This window comes from Streptomyces hilarionis (assembly GCF_024539675.1).
GTDB classification, from domain to species: Bacteria; Actinomycetota; Actinomycetes; order Streptomycetales; family Streptomycetaceae; genus Streptomyces; species Streptomyces hilarionis.
Genome location: NZ_JAHHIT010000010.1, coordinates 1 through 19,569 on the forward strand (window position 1 = coordinate 1; position 19,569 = coordinate 19,569).

Here is a 19,569-nt window from a genome sequence, read left to right on the forward strand (position 1 = left end):
CCTGACACGCGGCCACCCCCGCCCCTCGGAGCCGGGCGCCCCGGGCCCCGAGGGGTGGCCTCGGGGAGGAGGGCCGGGGCGGCCCGGGCCGGTGCGCCGCCGGGCTGTGCGCGCCGTGCAGCGGTCGTCCGGCACGGCGCGGGGCGGCGGTCGGCGGTCAGTAGGTGTGCAGGGTGAGTCCGTAGCGGCCGAGGATCTCGTTGACCGGCTGGAACCACGTCTCGCCGCCGGACGAGCAGTTGCCCCAGCCGCCGGACGTGACGCCCTGGGCCTGGTCCCCGCTGATGAACGAGCCGCCGGAGTCGCCTCCTTCGGCGCAGACGCTCGTCTTCGTCATCTGGTGCACCGCGCCCTGGCTGTAGTTGACGGTCTCGTTCTTCGCGAGCACCGTCCCGCAGTGCCAGTGGGTGGTCGACCCGGAGCGGCAGACGGAGGAGCCCACGGGCGCCTCGGCGGAGCCGCGCACCAGCTGGTCGGGGACCGTGCCCCAGCCGAGGACGACCGGCACCGTCCACCAGCCGCTGCCCACACCGACCCAGGCGTAGTCGTTGTCGGGGAACGAGGAGCCCCGGAACTCGCCGACGTAGGAGCCGTCCCAGCCCCGGACGCCCGCGCCGGCGTTGCCGCAGTGGCCCGCGGTGACGAAACCGCCGTGGACCGAGAAGCCGATGGAGCAGCGGACGTTGCCCGTGTAATAGGGGTCGCCGCCGACCGTGCCGGCGGCGAAGGTGCGCGGGGCCGCGGCGACGGTCTCCACCGTGACGGGGGCGGCGGCGCGGGCCCGCGCGAGGAAACGCCGGACATCGTTGTCGGCACGCCGGTCGCGGACCACCGTGACCACCACGCTGTTCCTCGCCGGGTCCACGTGCCAGCCCGCGACAGAGGCGGGGGCCGGGAGCCGGTCGATGCGGGACCTGGCCGCCTCCAGCGTCCGCGCGCTGTGCTCGACGACGCGGACGACCGCTCCCGCGGAGCCGATCGCCGCGCGTGCGGCCTGTGACGCCCGCGCGGTGACCGCCACCGTCAGGCGGCCGTCGGAGGCGTCGAACCAGGACCCCGCGTACGCGGCTCCCGCCGTGCGGCGCGCCCTCGGTTCGAGGGCGGCGGCGTCGCGCTCGGCCCGCAACCGGGCGCTCGCCTCGCGCGCCGTGAGCCCGAACTGCTGCCGCATGGCCCGCAGCAGTCCCGCGGAGGCGCGAGCGGGGTCCCCCGCGGCGGAAGCGGGGGTGCGCGGGGAGGCGGCCGCGGGGAGCGGGGCGGGGGCCCGGTCGCCGGCCGCCGCGGGGGAGATGCCGGCGGCGACGATGCCGCCCAGGGTCAGCAGTGCCGAAAGACAGAGGGGGCCGAGCCTTGTGCGTCTCATGGAAGGTGCCCTTCGTCGTTCCAGGGTGGGGGGCGGAACAGGGGCGGAACAGAGGTGGAACAAGGGTGCGACGGGATCGTGAGAGCGCTCTCAGGTGGGGCGCGGCAGAGCCTAATCCTTACCGAGTGTCAGGTCTATGCCAATGCACGGACGGGTTTCGGGCACGGCCCGCACCCCGGGCCCGCCCGACCCGCCGCGTCGGCGCCGCCGCGAGGTCCGGGCGAGGCCCGGTGGCCGCCCCGTACCCTTTCCGGGTGTCGTCCTCCCGCCTGCAACGTGTCGCCGTCCTCGTGCTCGAGGGAGCGAAGCCGCTCGACGTCGGCATTCCCGCGCAGGTGTTCACGACCCGCGCGAGCATGCCCTACGAGGTGCGGGTGTGCGGTGCGACGCCCGGCCTGGTGACGGGCGGTGACGGACTGTCGTACCACGTCGCCCACGGGCTCGAGGCGCTCGCCTGGGCCGACGTCGTCTTCATCCCCGGCTACCGCCACCCCGACCGCGACGACCCGCCGCGGGCGGTCGTCGACGCGCTGCGCGCCGCCCACGAGCGGGGAGCGCGGCTGGCCGCCATCTCGACCGGCGCCTTCGCCCTCGCCGCCACGGGCCTGCTGGACGGCAGACGGGCCACGACCCACTGGCACTACACCCGGGCCCTCGCGGCCCGGCACCCGCACGTGCGGGTCGACGAGAACGTCCTGTTCGTCGACGAGGGCAGCGTGCTGACCTCGGCCGGCGCCGCGTCCGGCATCGACCTGTGCCTGCACGTCCTGCGCCGCGACCTCGGCGTGGCCGCCTCCAACCACGCGGCCCGGCGGCTGGTCGCGGCCCCCTACCGCAGCGGCGGCCAGGCCCAGTACGTGCCGCGCAGCGTGCCGGAGCCGCTCGGCGAACGCTTCGCCGCCACCCGCGAGTGGGCGCTGCACCACCTCGACGAGCCCCTCACCCTGGAGACCCTGGCCCGGCACGCGGCCGTCTCGGAGCGCACCCTGTCACGGCGCTTCGTCGAGGACACCGGATACACGCCCATGCAGTGGGTCATGCGCGCCCGCATCGACCGGGCGCGCGAGCTGCTGGAGCGCTCCGGGCGCGGCGTCGAGCAGATCGCGGGGGACGTCGGCCTCGGCACCGGCGCGAACCTGAGGCTGCACTTCCAGCAGATCCTCGGCACCACGCCCAGCGAGTACCGGCGCACGTTCACCCGGGGTGAGTGAGCGCCGCCGACGCCCGGCGCCCGCGTTGGCGAGATCCTTGCGAACCATGGCGCATACGCCTGGGTCACCCGCGGGCGCGGCACGGGAGGCTGGTGGCGAACCGAAGGGACATCACTCATGACTCGCATCGCCATCAACGGATTCGGCCGCATCGGACGCAACGTGCTGCGCGCACTCCTCGAGCGCGACAGCGACCTGGAGATCGTCGCCGTCAACGACCTCACCGAGCCCACCGCCCTGGCCCGGCTGCTCGCCTTCGACTCGACGTCCGGCCGGCTGGGCCGACCGGTCGCCGTCGAGGGCGACGTCCTCGTCGTCGACGGCCGCCGTATCAAGGTCCTCGCCGAGCGCGAGCCGGCGCAGCTGCCCTGGGCGGAGCTGGAGGTCGACATCGTGCTGGAGGCGACCGGCCGGTTCACCTCGGCGAAGGCCGCCCGCGCCCACCTCGACGCGGGCGCGCGCAAGGTGCTCGTCAGCGCGCCCTCGGACGGCGCCGACGTCACCCTCGCGTACGGCGTCAACACCGACGCCTACGACCCCGAGCTGCACACGATCGTCTCGAACGCGTCCTGCACCACCAACGCGCTCGCCCCGCTGGCCGCCGTCCTGGACGACGTCGCCGGCATCGAGCACGGCTTCATGACGACCGTGCACGCCTACACGCAGGAGCAGAACCTTCAGGACGGCCCGCACCGCGACCCGCGGCGCGCCCGCGCCGCCGGCGTCAACATCGTGCCGACCACGACCGGCGCCGCCAAGGCCATCGGCCTCGTCCTGCCCGCCCTCGACGGCAAGCTGTCCGGCGACTCGATCCGGGTGCCGGTCCCGGTGGGCTCGATCGTGGAGCTCAACACGACCGTCGCCCGCGACGTGACCCGTGAGGACGTCCTGGCCGCGTACCGCAAGGCCGCCGAGGGTCCGCTGGCCGGCGTCCTCGAGTACTCGGAGGACCCGCTGGTGTCGTCGGACATCACCGGCAACCCGGCGTCGTCGATCTTCGACTCGGCGCTGACCCGGGTCGAGGGCCGTCACGTCAAGGTCGTCGCCTGGTACGACAACGAGTGGGGCTTCTCCCACCGGGTGATCGACACGCTCGAACTCCTCGCCGCGCGCTGACCGGACCGTTCACCGGGGCCGGCCGGCCGCCGCGCGGGCGGGCCGGGCCGGCCGGTGGGCGGTGCCGGCCCGCAGGTCGGCCGCGAGGGCGTCGAGCCACACCTGCAAGTCGCTGAGCAGGGACAGGACAGCCGGCGGGGATCCGGGCGGGAGGGACGGCGGCGGCGCGGGCCGGACCCGGACGCCGCCCGTGGGGAAGCCGGCCGCCCGCACGGTGGCCTCCTCCACCTCCCCGGTGACCTCGCCCAGCCACCGCCGGGCGGCGGGGGGCAGCTCGCGCACCCGGTCGGTCCGGGGCAGCCAGTGGGCCCCCACCAGCACCCGGGAGCCGAAGTTGAGGGCGGCGAGGTAGTCGGGCTCCGTCCCGGCCGCCGGCCCGGAGGGCTCGGTGCGGTACTGCGCGTAGGCGCCTTCCGCGATGCGGAGCCGGTGCCTGGTCAGCCGCAGGGCCCGCTCGGCCGCGTCGCCGTCCCGGCCGGGATCACCGCGGCCGGTCGTGGCGTCGGCGGTGACCCGCACCAGGGGCGCGGCCGCGGACAGCAGGGCCGCCATGCTGCGCCGCGTCTCGGCGCGGGCGCCGAACGGCCAGGCCAGGACGCCGCACAGCAGCCCGACGGCGCTCCCGGTCAGCACGTCGAGGACCCGTGTCTCCGCGAGCCGCCAGGTCACGGGCGCGATCTGCGCGAAAGCCACCGACACGACCAGGGTGAACAGCCCCTGCGCCCAGGCCGGTCCCTCCAGCGGGCCCACCGTGAAGGCGAGCAGCATCATCGGCACGAGCAGCCACGCGTACACCTCGGTGGCGTCGCCCGCCTCGACCAGCAGCACCCCGGCGATGAGAGCTCCGGCCAGCGTGCCGACGACGGCGGAGCGCACGGTCGACCAGGTCGCGCCCGCCGTGGTGCGCCCCAGCGTGAGCACGGCCAGCAGCACCCAGAAGCCGTGCGAGAGGTCCAGCGATCCCGCCACCAGCCGGGCGAAGGAGAGACCGAGAGCGGTGCGCATCGCGTTCTGGAAGACCACGGAACGCCGCGTCAGATTGCCGGTGAGACGCGCGCCGAACACCCGGACCGTCGACAGGTCGGCGTACCAGAACTGCTCCCGCGGCAGCCCGTACGGGGGCCGTCGGCCGCCGGTGACGAGCGCGACGGCCGTGCGCACGGTCACCGCCGAGACGGCGATCGTCAGCACCGTCGACTGCCGGCGCACCACCTCGTGCGGACGACCGGTGCGCCCGGCCGGGACCGCGTCGCGCGAGCGGAGGAACTGGTCGATCATCTCCTCGAGCAGCTCGGGTCCGGCCACGGGACGCCGACGGCGCAGGCAACGGGCCGTCTCGCCGCAGCCGACGGCGACGCCCCGCAGCAGCTGGTCCGAGGCGGTGTCCGCAGCGTCGCGCGGCAGCTCGCACAGGGCCGCCAGCTGGTCCACGAGACGCCGGGTCGCGGAACCCGCCTGGGCCAGCGCGCGGCCCCGGCGTCCCGCGCCGGTCGGGCGCGCGCCGGCGGGCAGCCGCGAGAACCGCAGGTCCCGGCCGGCGGCCCGCAGCCGTTCGCCCGCTCCGGGCTCCGTGCCCCCGGTGCGGGTCAGCGTGACGGCGCAGCGCTCGGCGAGGTCGAGGACGTCGGCGATCCTGCCGCGGTACGAGGGCTCCGGCGGGTCCGGGAGCACCGTCCGCTCGCACAGCGCGAGCAGCAGCCCGCCGACGGCGATGCCGGTCAGGCGTTGCGGCAGGGTCTGCGGGGCGAAGGGCGGGAAACAGGCGAGGATGTAGAACAGTTGCAGCCCGGGCGCGGTCCCGGCCGGGCGCGGGCCGCAGACCGCGCCGAAGGTCAGCCCGAACGCCACGAGGAGCATGCCCGCCACGGCCGGCCAGGTTCCCACCGCGAGAGCGGTGCCCAGGGCGGCGAGGGCCGCGGCGGCCGGCAGCGCCCACAGCACGGTGGCGGCGCGACCGCGCCCGGAGCCCGGCAACGGCGACAGGACGCCCAGCGCGATGGGGGTGAACAGCGCGTACACCGCGGTCACGGGCTGGTCGAGCAGATAGGCGGCCGGGTAGAACCCGGCTGCCGCGGAGGCCGTCACCCGGACCGCGCGGCGGCCGGCCCTGACGGATTCGGCGAGCGAGGGCCGTGGGGGCATCGGCGTTCCTCTCCGCGCGCCACCCGAGGTCGTCAGCCCTCCCAGTGTCGCGCGGCCGCCGCGCCCCCGCAGGCGCAGACGTCGTCGTGGGGGCGCGGACGGCCGCCGTCGTGCGAGCTCTCGGCCGGGTCGCTCCGGGGCGCGGGGCTGCCGTCCGGGGCCAGGGCGGGAGCGCCGCCGGGTCAGTCGTCGAGGAGCGTCTGGCGGGGAGTGCGCCGGTAGGCCTCGCGGTAGAGCGCGGCGAAGCGGCCCGCGTGGAAAAAGCCCCAGCGGGCCGCGACCTCGGTCACCGTCGTCGTCCCGGCGTGGGGGTCGGCCGCCTGGAGCTCGCGGTGGGCGTGGGAGAGCCGCACCTGGCGCAGGTGGGCGAGCGGCGTGGTGTCCATGTGCCGGCGGAAGGCGTACTGGAGCGCGCGGACCGTGACGTGCGCCGCCGACGCGATGTCGGCGACGGTGATCGGCTCGTCGGCGTGGTCGTCGATGTAGGCCAGCGCCCGGCGCAGCGCGTCGGGATGCGCGTCGCGGCGGTCGGCCGCCGTCGGGTCCGTCAGCGCGGTGTTGGGGAACGTGCTCAGCACCGTGGCGGCCAGGTGCTGGGCGGCGGTGGACACGATCAGCGGCTGCCGCGTCATGGTCGGCTCGGTCAGCACATGGTCGCGGACGTAGGTGATCGCCTGCCGCAGCTGCTCGGCCGCGGCGGGGGAGTGCGGCCGGTGTCCGGTCAGGCGGACCGGCTCGGTCACGCTCGGGGTCGCGGTGGCGGCCACCTGGTCGAGCAGGGCGGGGTCCAGCATGGTGATGTTGTAGCGGGCGCCGCAGATCCGGCCCGCGTAGGACTGCGTCGGCGGCGCGAAGGACACCACGTCCCCGGGGCCGAACGAGTCCTCCACCCCCTGGTAGACGTGATCCCGGATGGTGCCCTCGTGGACCACGCAGAGACAGATCCGGTTCAGCGGGGTGACGGCGTAGCTCATCTCGAAGTCGAGGTCGAGCTCGTCCACCGTGATCGGGCCGAGGCCACTGCGGCTGATCCGGGCCCGGCTGCTCTCCGGCGTGCTGCTGCCGATCCGCATCTTCGCGTAGGCGCGGCTGAGGAAGTCCTCCGTCCGGTCCAGGTCGTCGCTGTCGAAGGTCAGCGTGTGCATGCCCTCGGATCCCCTCGCCTGCCACGGTGTACAACGTTCCAGCGTACGTCTGCCCCACATTTCCTCCACGAAGCCCGCGCCATCCGTACGCGACCGGATCCCGTTTCGTTGGGCGGACGCTCGCCCGCGGTTCTTTTCGTTTCCGGGATCGCGGCGGGCCGCGGAACCGAGCACAGTGGAGCGGGAATGCGTCGTGCGCGTGCCGTGCGCCGACGTTCCCCGGGGGTGTGAGGAGGAGAAGCGACCTCGTATGTCGGACGACGACGAACTCGCGAAGAAGGTCGCCGCCCTCGAACAAGAGGTGGACCAGCTGCGCCGGGCCCTCGCCTCGCGCGCCGAGATCGACCAGGCGATGGGCGTGGTGGCGGCGGTGTGCCGGCTCAGCCCGGAGAACAGCTGGGACGTGCTCCGGCAGGTCTCCCAGCACACCAACATCAAGCTGCGCGACGTCGCCCGGCACGTCATGGGCTGGGTGACCAGCGGACGTCTGCCCGAGGAGATCCGCCCGGCGATGCGGGCCGCGGTGCTCAGGACCCGGCACCGGTCCCGGCACGGCGCGGCACGCGGCCTCGGCGTCGAACCCGGTGGGAGCCCCGGCGGCGACCGCGACGCCGAGAGCGACCGCGGCCGGGACGGCGCGGCCCGGGCGTCCGCCCCCCAGGAGGCCTGAGCGCCGCACGGCCGTCCGTCGTGCCGAGCGCGGTCGTGCGCCACGGATTCGCGGCCCGCCGGTCCGGTCGTGCGGGACGGCCGCTCTCTGGCATCCTCGACGTCTCGGCCGGGACCGGCCGTACGGCCGTGCGCTCCGTCTCGCGTCGGCGCCCGGTCCGGGCAGGCGCCGTGCGGGAAGCGGGGATCAGCAGTGGAGGAACGACAGGCCGTCACCGCGGCCGGGGCCGCGCTGGTGGTGCGCTGCCGGCCGCTCACGCCCGCGGGGGCCGCGGTCCTGGTCCTGCACGGGGGCCGCGAGCACGGGCGGCAGCGGTCCCGGCCCTGGCACCCCGCGCCGTTGCGGATGCGTCCCGTCCTGCGGGCCGCCCTCGCCGCCACCGACCGCGGCGACGTGCTGCTCGGCGAGGTCCGCTACCGCTACCGGGGCTGGAACGCGACGGCCGACCCGGTCGCCGACACCGCACGCGCCCTCGACGAGCTGCGCGCGCTGGCGGGCGAGCTGCCGGTGATCCTGGTGGGGCATTCGATGGGAGGCAGGGCGGCGCTGCGGGCGGCCGCCGACCCCATGGTGCGGGCGGTGCTGGCCCTGGCGCCGTGGTGCCCGCCCGGCGAACCCGTCGACCGGCTGGGCGGGACGAGCGTCGTCGTCCTGCACGGTGACCGCGACCGGGTGACCGACCCCGGGGAGTCGGCCCGCTACGTTCGGCGCGCCCGGGAGGCCGGTGCGCGGGCCGGACTCGTCCTCGTCGAGGGCGGCGACCACGCGATGCTGCGCCGCGGCGGTGACTGGCATCGCGCCGTCGCCTCGGTCGTCACCCAACTGCTTTCGGTCGAGACGGGGTTGACGGGCCTCGCCGGTGAAGCCTGCGGCGCACAGGGTCCTTTGCGGTGGTGACGGGAACGGCGCCCGGCCGCGCCACGGGCCGCTCGCAGGCCTCGGTGTCGTCACCCGCCGCCCCATCGGGGACAATACGATGATGTCGTCGCCCGAGGCTGCCGTGCCGAGCCGTCAGGCGACGTCCCGCAAACGCCGGTTCGCCCCCTCGGATCGTCGGCCGTGTCCCCTGTCCGTCCTGCCGCGTCGGCCCGCCCGACCGCCCACGAAAGCAGAGCCTCTCCGGTGATTTCCGCCTTCGACGACACCCCCATCTACCACCGTCTCGTCACCGAGCGCGGCGACGTGCCCGCCGATGTGCGCGGCGAGGCCGAACGCATCAAGCGCGACCTCGACCGCGTGATGAGCGCCCCCTCCTCCTTCGCCCAGGGCGGGCTGCCCGCGCAGCGGTCGTTCTTCTCCTGAGGACGCGACCGGGCGTCCCGTCCCGCTCACCGCGCGGTGGCGACGCCCACGCCGACGGCGATGGACAGCCACCCCGTCGCGCGTTCCCGGCGACGCCGCCGGGCAGGCCGCGCGAGCAGTCACCGCGGCCGCGTGGCGGCCCGCACGAGCACCGGCCGGCGGACGACGCCGACGGCGCTGTCGGGACCGCCGAGCACGAAGACCTCCCCGGCGGGCGAGCCGCCGTGGCCGGCGGACCGGGGCGCCCGTCGCGGCCCGCCCGGCCCAGTGCGGCGCGCCGTGCGACCGCCCCGACGATCACGAGGAAGCCGGGCCCGGGAACCGGGCAGGCCGGCAGCACCACGCCCGGGAAACCCGCCGGATCGACCGACACCGGCCCACTCCCTCCGGTGCGCCTTGCGCGGCCCCACCCCCGGCCCGCCGGGTTCCGCACCGGTCCCGGCCCGGGCCCGCACCGTCGCCGCGTCGCACGGACTCACCACCCGCCCCGCCCCTCGCCCGGGCGGCCCGCGGCGCCGTCGGCCCGTCCGCCCGCACCGAGCAGCCCGGTGGGCCGGAACGGCTCGGCCGCCTCCAGCCGGGGCAGCTCGTACCGCGACACGCGCAGGACCAGCGGCGGCAGCGCGGCGCGCGCCCCCTGCACCAGACGCAGCCAGGCGGGGACGTAGACGACGGTGCGCCGGCGTTCGACGGCCGTGGCGAGCCGCCGCGCGACGAACTCGGGCGGGTACACGCGGCGGGCGGGCGCCGGCATGTGGGCGCGCAGCTCGCGCAGCACGGCATGACGGTCGGCGTCCCGGATCATGTCCGTGTCGGTCCAGTTCAGGTAGGCGACCCCGACGGCGACGCCGTGCTGGGCGACCTCGGCCCGCAGCGAGTGCGCGAAGGCCTCCACGGCGGCCTTCGAGGCGCAGTAGGCGCTCATCAGCGGAGCCGCGCCCATCGAGGCCAGGGAGGCGATCTGCAGGTAGTAGCCGGCGGTCTCCATCAGGTCGGGCAGGAACGTACGCGCCGTCAGCGCGCTGCCCACCACGTTGACGTCGATGACGCGCCGCCAGGAGACCATGTCCGCCTCGGCGAACGGTCCCCCCTCGGCGACGCCCGCGTTGGCGACGACCACCGAGGGCGGCCCGAGCCGCTCCCGCACGGCGGCCGCCGCCCGGCCGAGCGCCTCGGCGTCGGTGACGTCCGCCTCCAACGCCAGCGCCGGGCCGGGCAGGGACGCGGCCAGCCTCCGCAGCGCCGGCCCCTCGTGCCCGACCAGCGCCAACCGGGCCCCGCGCCGGGCCAGTTCCCGTGCCTGCGCCGCGCCCAGCCCGCGCGCGGCTCCCGTGATCACGACGGCGCGTTCCTTCAGGGGACTCTCGGGCACGGGCTGCTCCGTTCCTCGACGGCGGTGAAGCCGGTCAGCCGGTGGAGGGCTTCCTCGCACCGGTGCGGTCGCGGCGGGCCAGGACCCGCTGCACGTGGGTGCGGCCGGGCGGGACATGGCGGCGCAGGGCCGCGCGCGCCGCGTTCGCCCCCGGCGCGCCGTGGACGCCACCGCCCGGGTGCGCGCCGGCCGACGCCAGGAACAGGCCGCGCACGGCGGTCTCCGCACGGCCGCTGCCGGCCAGCGGGCGGAAGAAGAGCTGCTGGTGGAGTGCGGTGGTGCCGCCGTTGATCGCGCCGCCGTGGAGGTTGGCGTCGAGGGACTGCATGGTCGGCGGGGCCAGGATCCGCCGGGCCCGGACCAGGGACCGGAAGCCGGGGGCGAACCGCTCCACCTGCCGCTCGACCCGGTCGGCCATCACCTCCTGCTCCTTCGCGTCCCAGGCGCCGGTCAGCCCCTCGTCGCCCGCGTCGCCCGCGACCTCCTGCGGGACGTGGGTGTAGGCCCAGGCGGACTCGGTGCCGGCGGGGGAGCGCGCCGGGTCGGTCGTGGTCATCTGGCCGAACAGGGCGAAGGGGCGGTCGGGGACCCGGTGCATGGCGATCTGGGCCGCGAAGCGGGTGAGCTCGTCGAGCCCGTCCGCCAGGTGCACGGTCCCGGCCCGCCGCGCCGCCTCGGCCTGCCAGGGCACCGGTCCGTCCAGCGCCCAGTCGACCTTGAACGTCGCGAAGTCCCACTGGAACCGCTCCAGATCGGCCGCCAGTCGGGCGGGCAGGTGCTCCGGCTCCAGGAGCGACCCGTACAGCGCCGGCACCGACACGTCGGCCAGCACGGCGCGCCGTGCGGCGACCGGTTCGCCGTCCGCGGTGCGCACCCCGACCGCCCGTCCGTCGCGCACGACGATCCGGTCCACCCGCTGTCCGCAGCGCAGGGAGCCGCCGCGTGAGCGCAGCCGCCGCACCAGGGCGGCCGTCAGGGCGCCGGAGCCGCCGACCGGCGCGGGAAAGCCGTAGCTCTGCCCGAGCATCGACATCAGCCAGCCGAAGCCGCCGCTGCCCGCCGCCTCGGGGGCGAGGTCGGCGTGCAGGGCGTTGCCCGCGAGCAGCAGCCGCCCGCCCTCGCCTGCGAACTCCTCCTCGCCCATCCGGCGCACCGGCAGGACGAGCGTGCGGGCCATCCGCAGTCCGCCGGCCCCGCGCAGCCGGGCCGCCAGCCGGGCCGTCGCCCGCAGCGGCGGGAACGGCGTGAACAGCGCGTCCAGGATGTCCGGCCGCAACCGCTCCCAGACCTCGTGCAGCCGGCGCCAGGCGTCCCCGTCGCCGGGCCGGAAGGTGTCCAGCGAGTCGGCGGTGACGGCGATCCGGCGGTCGAGCAGCGCGCAGCGGCCGTCGGTGAGGGGATGGGCCAGGACGCTGGGCGCGTGGCTCCAGCGCAGACCGTGCTCGTGCAGGCGCAGGGCGGACAGGACGGGGGAGGAGACGGCCAGCGGGTAGAAGGAGCTGAACAGATCGTTCACGAACGCGGGGTCCACGGACCGGTCGTGCCGCACCGCGCCCCCGGGCTCGGGCTGCTCCTCGATGACCTCCACACTCCACCCGGCGTCCACCAGCAGGTTCGCCGCGACCAGACCGTTCGGTCCGGCGCCGACCACCACCGCGTCAGGCATCGCCGCCTCCCTGAACGAGCGAGAACGCCACGGCCTCGGGGAGCGCTCCGGCCGGTCGGCGTCCGGCCGGGCGCTGCCGGACCGGTCGGCGCGGTCGGTGCGGTCGGTGCGCGACGGCCACCGTGCCTCCTGCGATCGCTGCGGACGGGTGCGCCGAGTGCCCCCCTCGGCAGACGTGAACCCTTTCGCGGTGTACGAGGCCGGCGCCGGGGCAGGAGTGGATCTTGTAGACGGGCTCGTTGTCAGTGCCGTGATGAAGGATGCCCCCAGGTGAGATCAACTCCGGCTCAGCCGGGTACGCGGTCTCATGTCCCCGTCCAGGAAAGGTCATCGACGATGCCGCTCACCGCCGACCAGCCGCAGGTCTTCGACGTACGTTCCGCGGCGCGCCGCCCGGCGCGCGACGCGTGGACGGCCCCCGTCGCGCCGGGACCCGTCGTCGCGGTCGTGGCCGGCGTGCCCCGCCCCCGCGAGGCGCCGCGTCCGGCCCGGCGCGCGACCCCGCCGCGTCCCGCCGCCGCGCCGCGCCGCGCCGGAAGTGACGTGCTGCGCGTCCTGTCCGACCCGCGCACGCCGGTGTTCGTCACCGAGCACGCGGGCGGACGGCGGGTGTACGGCTACTGGCGGCCGCTGGACGCCGAGGGCGGGCGCGGGGGCTGCTACGTGGCGCTGTCGGCCGCCGAGTGCGACGAGCTCTACGCGGCGGGCCGGATCACGCTGGGCGAGCCGGTCACGGACCCCGCGAAGACGACGTACCGGGTCCTGCTCGCACGCACCAAGGCCGCCGCGGCTCGTCCGGCGCCCGCTCCCGTCGCCCCCGCCGGGCCGCGGCGGCGCGCGGCGCGAGCGGCCTGATCTGCCCGTTCCGGGGTAACCGCAGCTCAAGAAGCGGTCGCCCACCGACGGCGACGCGACCGGAGCGCCGAGACGGGCCGCGCGGACGGACCGGACGGACCGGACGGACCCGAAGGATCAGGGGAGGACAACGATGGGCGTCATCCAGCGCATCAAGGAATTCAGCAGGACCCCTCAGGGGCGGCGCACGATCGAACAGGTGCGCCGTACGGCGGCCGACCCGCAACGCCGTGCCCAGGCGCGCGGCCTGCTGGCGCGGCTGCGCACCCGGCGCTGACCGACCGACCTGCCCTCACGGCGACATCGCCGACTCCGCCCGCCCTCGTCCCGACGGCGGGCGGTCGGCTGTCCGGCCGTCGCCTCGGTACATCGCGTCCGGCCGTCGCATCGGTACGCGGGCGGTCCTCTGCGCGGTCCTTCGCGGATCGTCGCCGTCGGACGGCAGGGGCGGCCGGGTCCGCTTCACCGCCGGGGGCGGGTCCGCGGGGACCGACCCGGCCGCCCCGTGTCCGCCGAACGCTGTGCCCGCCGAGCGGGTCAGGAAGCCGCGGTCTGCGGGCTGAAGCAGGCTGTCACGGTCTTGCCGTGCGGGCACGGGTGCGCCTCCCAGCTGTCGGCCAGCGCGTCGACGAGGAACATCCCCCGCCCGCCGGTGCGGTCGGTGCTGGGGTCTCGGGGGGCCGGCAGTTCGGCCGACGCGTCGTGGACCGCGATGTGCAGACAGCGGCTGTCCCAGGTCATCACGAGCTGCGCGTCGCTGTGCGCGTGCCGGTGGGCGTTGGTCACCAGTTCGGAGACGGTCAGCAGCACGGCGTCGACCGTCTCCGGAGCGGTGGTGGACCAGCCCAGCGTGTCGAGATGATCCCGGGCCCAGTCGCGGGCCGTCTTCACCGTGCACTCCAGGGGGAGAGAGCGGGCCCATCCGACGGCCCGCAGCGCTGATCGGTCCATTCCTGATCCCTCCGAGAAAGCGTCCACCGGCCCTCCGTCTACCCCGGGACGCCCGCGTGACGCCGAGCCGGACGTGGTCGTGGTCGCAGGTGTGAAGCCCCCGGCCCGCCCGGCCCCCCGGTGGCGGCTGTCGGTCCGCGGTTTCGCCCGGCAAGGTGGAGTGGTGATCGTGCTCGCGCTGCTCTTCGCCGTCCTCGGGGCCGCCAGCAACGCGGTGGGCACGGCGTTCCAGCGCAAGGCCGCCTCCACCGTGCCCCAGGGCGGGGGCCTGCGGCTGCTGCGTGCCCTCGTGCGGCGGCCCGCCTGGTCGATCGGGATCGCGGGCGTCGTCGGCGCCGCGGTGTTCCAGGCGCTGGCCCTCTTCAACGGGCCCATGGCCCTGGTGCAGCCCGTGTTCATCCTGGAACTGCCCTTCGCCCTGCTGGTGGCCGTGCCCCTGCTGCACCGCCGGCTGTCGGCCGACGCCTGGCGGGCGGTCGCGGCGGCGGTGGCCGGTCTCGCCCTGCTGCTGGTGTCGGCGGCCCCGCACGGAACGCGGCAGCAGGCGGCCATGGAGCGGTGGATCCCGGTCCTGGCGCTCGCCCTGGGCGCGATGGGCGCGGCGGTCGCCCTCACCCGTTCCTCCGCCTCGCCGCTGGTGCGGGCCGCCGCGCTGGGCTCGGCCGCGGCGATCGGCAACGCGCTGACCGCCGCCCTGATGAAGTCGGCCACCGGACGCCTCGCCGACGGCGGACTGCCCGCCTTCCTCACCGCGTGGCAGACCTACGGGTTCGCCCTCACCGGCGTCGCGGCGGTCCTGTTGCTGGAGAACGCCCTTCAGGCGGGCCCCCTCACCGCCTCGCAGCCCGCCCTGACCATCGGCGACGCCACGGTGAGCCTCCTGCTGGGCGTCGTCCTGTTCGACGAGGAGATCCGGGCCGGCCGGTGGCTGCTGCCCGAGGCGGTCGGCGTGCTGCTCGTGCTGTGGGGCGTGCTGCGGCTGACCCGCGTGGTGCCCCACCTGTCGGACGTCGTCCGCTGACCGCGGCGGCGGGCCGGGGCGGCGGTCACGCCGGGTGGGCCACGGCGTCCTTCTGCAGTTCCACCGCCGCCAGCAGGCTCAGCCTCTTCTCCGCCTGGCGCAGGGCCTTCACGGCCGCGATCGAGGACACGTCACCGGTGAAGCCGACGGCGGCCAGCCGGGACCGGACCCAGTCGGCGCGCAGCCGGGCCTCCGTGGCCGCCGCGGTGGCTCCGACCAGGGCGACGGCGCGTTCCAGGCCCGGGCGCTCCTCGGGGGAGGCCTCGGCCAGCGCCTCGCGCAGCGCCGCCGCGACCATGTCCGCGTCCCGGAGGACCAGCACGACGTCCTGCTTCTTGTGGAGTCCCGTGAAAGCTGTCATGTGGATCATCGTCGCCCCGAGTGCCGCCCCTGCCAAGCGACTTGAGGAGTCTCAGAGCCTTGGTCACGGATCGGGGGGCGAGCCCGGCGCTCGGCGGGGTAGGCGGGAGGGACAGACCGACGAAGGGAACGTCATGACGACCTACGTGATCACCGTGCCCGGCACCTTCACGGCGGGGATCGAGGACGAGGCGCGCACCCGGCTGAACCAGGCCCTGCGCCCCGCCGACCCGCACCGCACCCGGATGGGCGACGCGCAGGATCTGGACCCCCTCACCGTGAACGACGACGACACGTTCACCATCCGGATGGCCGTCGAGGCGGACAGCGTTCCCGACGCGGAGGAGGACGCCCGCAGGCTCGCGGGCTCCGCCCTGCGGGCCGCCGGCATCGACGGGAGCGCCGCGCCGCTCGGGCCGGCGGTGATCACCGGCATCGACTCCGAGCTGTGAGCCGCTCCCCATGAGCCGCTCCCCTTGAGCAGTCCCGCCGTGAGCCGCCCGCCGTCGTCTCCCGCGGACCGTGGTCGTGGTGCGGACGTCCGCGCGCGGGCGGCTCGGGGTCAGCGGGCGGCTCGGGGTTCAGCGGCCGCCCCGCCCGTGGGTCAGGCGCTGCCACACCGCACCGGCCATCGCCTCCTCGCCCTTGGCGTTGGGGTGTGCGGGGGCGGCGGGCGAGGCGGGCCGCAGCGGCTCGATCCACCGCACCGCGGGGGACGTGCACATGTCGTGGCCGACGGTCGGACCGTAGGTGTCGACGTACTCCGCGCGGTTCCACAGGGCCACCAGGCGGAGCATCAGGTTCAGGCGCTTGCCGGTGTCCCTCAGGTAGGGGAAGTCGCCCGTCGCGAACGGCACGGAGGGCGCGCAGCCGCTGCCGTCGTCGGGCAGGAGGTCGGGATAGCCGACCAGCAGGACCCGGGCCCGTGGAGCACGTTCGTGCACGGCCCGCAGCACCCGCGCGATCTTCGGCGCGGTCTTCGCGATCGTCACGGTGAGCTCGTCGACGCCCGACGCGCCGTAGTGGCGCTTGCACGGATCACCGGCCGGGTCCTGCGGGGCCACCTGCGCGCAGGTGGCGATGATGGCGCCGAAGCCGATGTCGTTGCCGCCGATCTGGACCGTCACCAGGTCGCTGTCGCGGTTCACCGCGTCGAGCTGCGGGCCGTTGGTCCCCTGCGGCTTCCACATGTTCTCGGTGGTCGCCCCGCCGCAGCTGACGTCCTTGAACGCGGCGGTACGCAGCCGCGCGGCCACGAGGGACGGGTAGTTGTGGTCGGACCGGGCGCAGTCGGCGTCCACCTGGCGGGGGATGAAGGGCCCCGAGGTGTAGGAGTCCCCGAGCGCCGCGTATCGCGCCCCGCCGCCCGCCCCGTGTGCGGCGACCGGCGTCGCGGAGGCGGCCACGAGAGCGCAACCGCCGAGCGCCGACAGCAGGGTGACGCCCCGTCGGCGACGGCCGGCCGGTCTTCCCGTGCCTGTTTCGCGTTGCATCGAGTCTCTCCCCCTCGCAGCCCTGGCCCGTCGGCGACGCCGCCCGTGCGGCGGTCGTGACGGTTCGACTGGGCTTGTATACCGCCCGGTCGGTCGACGGTGCCAGACTCGGGAGCCAACCCGTTCGCCCCGTCGGAGGGAACCGGCATGCCCGAGGGATGGCAGTGGGACGAGACCCTGTTCGCCGGGAGCGCCGCCCACTACGCGCGCGGGCGCCTTCCGTACGCTCCGGGCTTCGCCGAGGCGCTGGCCGGAGCGCTCGGTCTGGACGGCGGGGGCCGGCTCCTCGACGTGGGCTGCGGCCCGGGCGTCGTCCTGCTGGACATCGCGCGCTTCTTCGACGAGGCAGTCGGTGTCGACCCCGACCCGGACATGCTCGCCGAGGCGCGGCGACAGGCCGCGCGCCGGGGTGCGGGCAACGTCCGTCTGGTCGCCGCGCGGGCGGAGGAACTCCCGGCCGGGCTGGGGGAGTTCACGGTGGTGGTGTTCGCGCAGTCGTTCCACTGGACGGACCGTGAGCGGGTCGCGGCGCTCGTGCTGGGGATGCTGGAGCCGGGCGGCGCGCTCGTGCACGTCAGCGAGCTCCAGGACCCGCCCGCCGCACCGGCGCCGCCGCCGTCGCCCCCCTACGAGGAGATGGCCGCGCTGGTGCGCCGTTGGCTGGGCCCGGTGCGCCGGGCGGGACGGGGAACCCTCGTCGACGGCACGCCGGGCGGGGAGGACCTCGTGTTCGCCGGGGCCGGCTTCGAGCACGCCGGCCGGCTCGTCGTGCCGGCCGGGCAGGTGGTCGAGCGCACCGCGGACGACCTCGTCGCCTGGACGTTCTCCCGGTCCGCCTCCGCCCCGCATCTGTTCGGCGACCGACGGGAGGACTTCGAGCGGGACCTGCGGGCGCTGCTGCTGCGGGCGGCGCCCGAGGGCCGCTTCGCGGAGCGTCTCCCGCCGACGGAGGCCGTGATCTGGCGCAGGCCGCCGACGAGGTGACACGCGGCCCCGTGGCCCGGCGGACCCCCACGGGCCCCTGACGGGGTCCGGCTCACGGTGTGCCGACCCACCCGCGGCGGGCTGTCCGGCCAAGGCTGAGGCGCCCGACGCGGCGGCGCGACGGGTCCGCGGTCCGGCGGATCGCCGGCCGGTCCGACCCCGGCGCGCCGCCCGGCCCGCGGCGGGGGACCCGGTCCGGGTGGCGCGAGGCGCGCGTTGATGGCCGTCCCCGTCCGGTCAGCTCGGTCCTCGTCTCGGTCCTCGTCCCGACGACCTCACGGACCGGCCGTGAGCCGCCTGCCCCCGATCGCGGGGGACGCCCGTCCGACGGCCGACCCGTCCGGGCGCCGCGACGCCGCGACGGGGGTCAGGGGAGGCGGGGCAGGACGTCCCGGGCCGAGTGGCTGAGGAGACGGAGGTCCCGGGTGAACCGTTCGAGGTCCTCGGCGGGCAGCGGCGCGACGAAGTACCGCTCGATGTTCTCCAGGTGCACCCGGGCCGCGCGCACGGTCGTCTCCTCGCCCAGCGGGGTGAGCCGCACCAGCTTGGCCCGCCGGTCGTCGGGGGAGTCCGCGCGGGTCACGAGTCCCGCGGCCGCCATGCGGTCCACGAGCCGGGTGGCGCCGCCCGTGGTCAGCACCTGCTCCTGGGCGATGGCCCGCATCGACAGGCCCGGCGCGCCCGCCCGGCCGAGGATCAGCAGCACCTCGAAGGTCAGATGGCTGATCCCGCACTCCACCTCCAGGGCCCGCCCCAGGATGTACTCCAGCCGGTTCGCCGCCCCTTGCAGACGTCCGAACGCCAGAATCAGCTCGTGGTCGGCGGCCTCCTTCGCCGTCCCGATCCCCGCTTGCTCGCTCACGGCCTCGCCGCCCCTCTCGCCGTCCCGGGTATCACCGTACCGATCATGCCCGGGACGCGTGGGCCGACGGCGGGGAGGGCGTCGTGTGCGCGCCGGGCGGGCGCGCGGCCTCGGTCCGGGCCTCCAGGGCGCGCAGGACGGCGGCCATGTCCTCGCCCCCGTGCCCCTGGGCGACCGTCTCGCCGAAAAGCGCGTGGCAGACGTCGAGGAGCGGTGAGGCGAGGCCGGCCTCGCGGGCGGCCTCCGCGATCAGCCGGTTGTTCTTCAGGACGTCCGCGGCGGCCGCCTGCACACGGAAGTCGCGCTCCAGCAGCTTGGGGCCCTTGATCCTGGAGACGGCGCTGGCCATCGGGCCCGCGTCCAGCACGTCGCGCAGCAGGCGCCCGTCGAGCCCGTGCCGCTCGGCGAAGTGGAAGGCCTCGGCCAGGCCGGTGACCTGGGTGATCAGGAACAGGTTCACCGAGAACTTCATCAGCAGCGCGCCCGGCACCTGCCCGCAGGCGAAGGTCTCCCGGCACAGGGGGGCCAGCAGGGGCCGCACGGCAGCCACCGCGTCCTCGTCGCCCGCGAGCATCCCGACCAGTTCCCCGCGCTCGGCCGGGACGCGGGACCCGGAGACCGGCGCCTCGACGTAACGGCCGCCCGCCGCCGCGACGTCTGTCTGAAGGCCGGCCGAGTACTCGGCGGCCGTGGTGCCCATGTGGACCACGGTGCGTCCGGCGACGCGGGAGGCGAAGGCGGGGGAGCCGCGCCCCAGCACGTCGTCGATCGCCGTCTCGTCGGCCAGCATGAGGATGACCGTTGCGGCCCGCTCGAAGACCTCGCCGGGACTCCCCGCGACCTCGGCGCCCAGGGCGCGCAGCGGCTCGCACCGGCCGGGGGTGCGGTTCCCCACGACGAGGGGCGTCCCGGCGCGGGCGAGGTTGGCGGCCATGGGCTGTCCCATGACCCCGAGCCCGATGAATCCGACGTGCACCGCGCACCGTCCTTCCCCTTCCGCTCCCGCTTCCGCGCGGGTCCGGCTGACACCCGGGCCGCGAGCCGCCGCGGATGCGG

The 19,569-nt window shown here is 75.9% G+C and carries 20 protein-coding genes; 10 read left to right on the plus strand and 10 right to left on the minus strand.

Going from position 1 to position 19,569, the window contains the following annotated elements:
- Positions 1–157 precede the first annotated feature (157 nt).
- Positions 158–1,363 carry a S1 family peptidase gene (locus KMS84_RS03860; RefSeq protein WP_256914583.1) on the minus strand — a complete coding sequence of 402 codons (1,206 nt, stop codon included), beginning with the start codon at positions 1,361–1,363 and terminating at the stop codon, positions 158–160.
- 254 nt (positions 1,364–1,617) lie between these two features.
- Between KMS84_RS03860 and KMS84_RS03865 the strand changes: the two genes are divergently transcribed.
- Entirely contained in the window at positions 1,618–2,574 is a 957-nt protein-coding gene (locus tag KMS84_RS03865) for a GlxA family transcriptional regulator (RefSeq protein WP_256914584.1), read from the plus strand.
- Positions 2,575–2,691: 117 nt separating this feature from the next.
- A complete protein-coding gene (gene gap / locus KMS84_RS03870) occupies positions 2,692–3,690 on the plus strand; it encodes a type I glyceraldehyde-3-phosphate dehydrogenase (RefSeq protein ID WP_256914585.1) in 999 nt (332 codons plus the stop codon).
- A gap of 9 nt (positions 3,691–3,699) precedes the next feature.
- On the opposite strand, the gene KMS84_RS03875 is transcribed toward gap, so the two are convergent.
- Both KMS84_RS03875 and KMS84_RS03880 read right to left on the minus strand, forming a co-directional pair.
- On the minus strand, positions 3,700–5,832 hold the full coding sequence (locus KMS84_RS03875; RefSeq protein ID WP_256914586.1) for an FUSC family protein: 2,133 nt from the start codon (positions 5,830–5,832) through the stop codon (positions 3,700–3,702).
- A 182-nt stretch (positions 5,833–6,014) separates the two neighbouring features.
- Positions 6,015–6,977 (minus strand): AraC family transcriptional regulator, encoded by a 963-nt coding sequence (locus tag KMS84_RS03880; RefSeq protein WP_256914587.1) that lies wholly within the window; start codon positions 6,975–6,977, stop codon positions 6,015–6,017.
- A 250-nt stretch (positions 6,978–7,227) separates the two neighbouring features.
- Here KMS84_RS03880 and KMS84_RS03885 point away from each other — a divergent pair, with 250 nt between their 5' ends.
- From KMS84_RS03885 to KMS84_RS03895, 3 genes are all read left to right on the plus strand, one after another.
- Complete coding sequence (locus KMS84_RS03885; RefSeq protein WP_256914588.1) at positions 7,228–7,647, plus strand: ANTAR domain-containing protein; 420 nt, start codon at positions 7,228–7,230, stop codon at positions 7,645–7,647.
- A 192-nt stretch (positions 7,648–7,839) separates the two neighbouring features.
- Positions 7,840–8,544: an alpha/beta hydrolase gene (locus tag KMS84_RS03890; RefSeq protein WP_256914589.1), complete on the plus strand. Its 705-nt coding sequence runs from the start codon at positions 7,840–7,842 to the stop codon at positions 8,542–8,544.
- 225 nt (positions 8,545–8,769) lie between these two features.
- On the plus strand, positions 8,770–8,949 hold the full coding sequence (locus KMS84_RS03895) for a hypothetical protein (protein ID WP_069770309.1): 180 nt from the start codon (positions 8,770–8,772) through the stop codon (positions 8,947–8,949).
- Between the two features lie 475 nt (positions 8,950–9,424).
- Here the strand turns inward: KMS84_RS03895 and KMS84_RS03900 are convergent, their stop codons facing one another.
- On the minus strand, positions 9,425–10,321 hold the full coding sequence (locus KMS84_RS03900; protein ID WP_256914590.1) for an SDR family oxidoreductase: 897 nt from the start codon (positions 10,319–10,321) through the stop codon (positions 9,425–9,427).
- A 34-nt stretch (positions 10,322–10,355) separates the two neighbouring features.
- On the minus strand, positions 10,356–11,987 hold the full coding sequence (locus tag KMS84_RS03905; protein WP_256914591.1) for a phytoene desaturase family protein: 1,632 nt from the start codon (positions 11,985–11,987) through the stop codon (positions 10,356–10,358).
- A gap of 336 nt (positions 11,988–12,323) precedes the next feature.
- On the opposite strand from KMS84_RS03905, the gene KMS84_RS03910 reads away from it, so the two are divergent.
- Complete coding sequence (locus tag KMS84_RS03910) at positions 12,324–12,842, plus strand: hypothetical protein (RefSeq protein ID WP_285893105.1); 519 nt, start codon at positions 12,324–12,326, stop codon at positions 12,840–12,842.
- 133 nt (positions 12,843–12,975) lie between these two features.
- Positions 12,976–13,119, plus strand: a complete 144-nt coding sequence (locus KMS84_RS03915; RefSeq protein ID WP_256914592.1) for a hypothetical protein — start codon at positions 12,976–12,978, stop codon at positions 13,117–13,119.
- Between the two features lie 260 nt (positions 13,120–13,379).
- On the opposite strand, the gene KMS84_RS03920 is transcribed toward KMS84_RS03915, so the two are convergent.
- On the minus strand, positions 13,380–13,793 hold the full coding sequence (locus KMS84_RS03920; protein WP_256914593.1) for an ATP-binding protein: 414 nt from the start codon (positions 13,791–13,793) through the stop codon (positions 13,380–13,382).
- A 163-nt stretch (positions 13,794–13,956) separates the two neighbouring features.
- Here KMS84_RS03920 and KMS84_RS03925 point away from each other — a divergent pair, with 163 nt between their 5' ends.
- The gene (locus tag KMS84_RS03925) at positions 13,957–14,814 is read left to right on the plus strand and encodes a DMT family transporter (RefSeq protein ID WP_256914594.1); all 858 of its coding nucleotides are present in this window, start codon (positions 13,957–13,959) and stop codon (positions 14,812–14,814) included.
- Between the two features lie 25 nt (positions 14,815–14,839).
- Here the strand turns inward: KMS84_RS03925 and KMS84_RS03930 are convergent, their stop codons facing one another.
- On the minus strand, positions 14,840–15,175 hold the full coding sequence (locus KMS84_RS03930) for a hypothetical protein (RefSeq protein ID WP_256914595.1): 336 nt from the start codon (positions 15,173–15,175) through the stop codon (positions 14,840–14,842).
- 133 nt (positions 15,176–15,308) lie between these two features.
- On the opposite strand from KMS84_RS03930, the gene KMS84_RS03935 reads away from it, so the two are divergent.
- Positions 15,309–15,626 carry a hypothetical protein gene (locus KMS84_RS03935; protein ID WP_256914596.1) on the plus strand — a complete coding sequence of 106 codons (318 nt, stop codon included), beginning with the start codon at positions 15,309–15,311 and terminating at the stop codon, positions 15,624–15,626.
- Between the two features lie 129 nt (positions 15,627–15,755).
- Here the strand turns inward: KMS84_RS03935 and KMS84_RS03940 are convergent, their stop codons facing one another.
- The gene (locus tag KMS84_RS03940) at positions 15,756–16,667 is read right to left on the minus strand and encodes an SGNH/GDSL hydrolase family protein (protein WP_256914597.1); all 912 of its coding nucleotides are present in this window, start codon (positions 16,665–16,667) and stop codon (positions 15,756–15,758) included.
- A 147-nt stretch (positions 16,668–16,814) separates the two neighbouring features.
- Between KMS84_RS03940 and KMS84_RS03945 the strand changes: the two genes are divergently transcribed.
- Positions 16,815–17,651, plus strand: a complete 837-nt coding sequence (locus tag KMS84_RS03945; protein WP_256914598.1) for a class I SAM-dependent methyltransferase — start codon at positions 16,815–16,817, stop codon at positions 17,649–17,651.
- Between the two features lie 367 nt (positions 17,652–18,018).
- On the opposite strand, the gene KMS84_RS03950 is transcribed toward KMS84_RS03945, so the two are convergent.
- Complete coding sequence (locus tag KMS84_RS03950) at positions 18,019–18,513, minus strand: MarR family winged helix-turn-helix transcriptional regulator (protein ID WP_256914599.1); 495 nt, start codon at positions 18,511–18,513, stop codon at positions 18,019–18,021.
- Between the two features lie 43 nt (positions 18,514–18,556).
- Positions 18,557–19,489, minus strand: coding sequence for an NAD(P)-dependent oxidoreductase (locus tag KMS84_RS03955; RefSeq protein ID WP_256914600.1), 933 nt, complete (start codon positions 19,487–19,489; stop codon positions 18,557–18,559).
- Positions 19,490–19,569 lie beyond the last annotated feature (80 nt).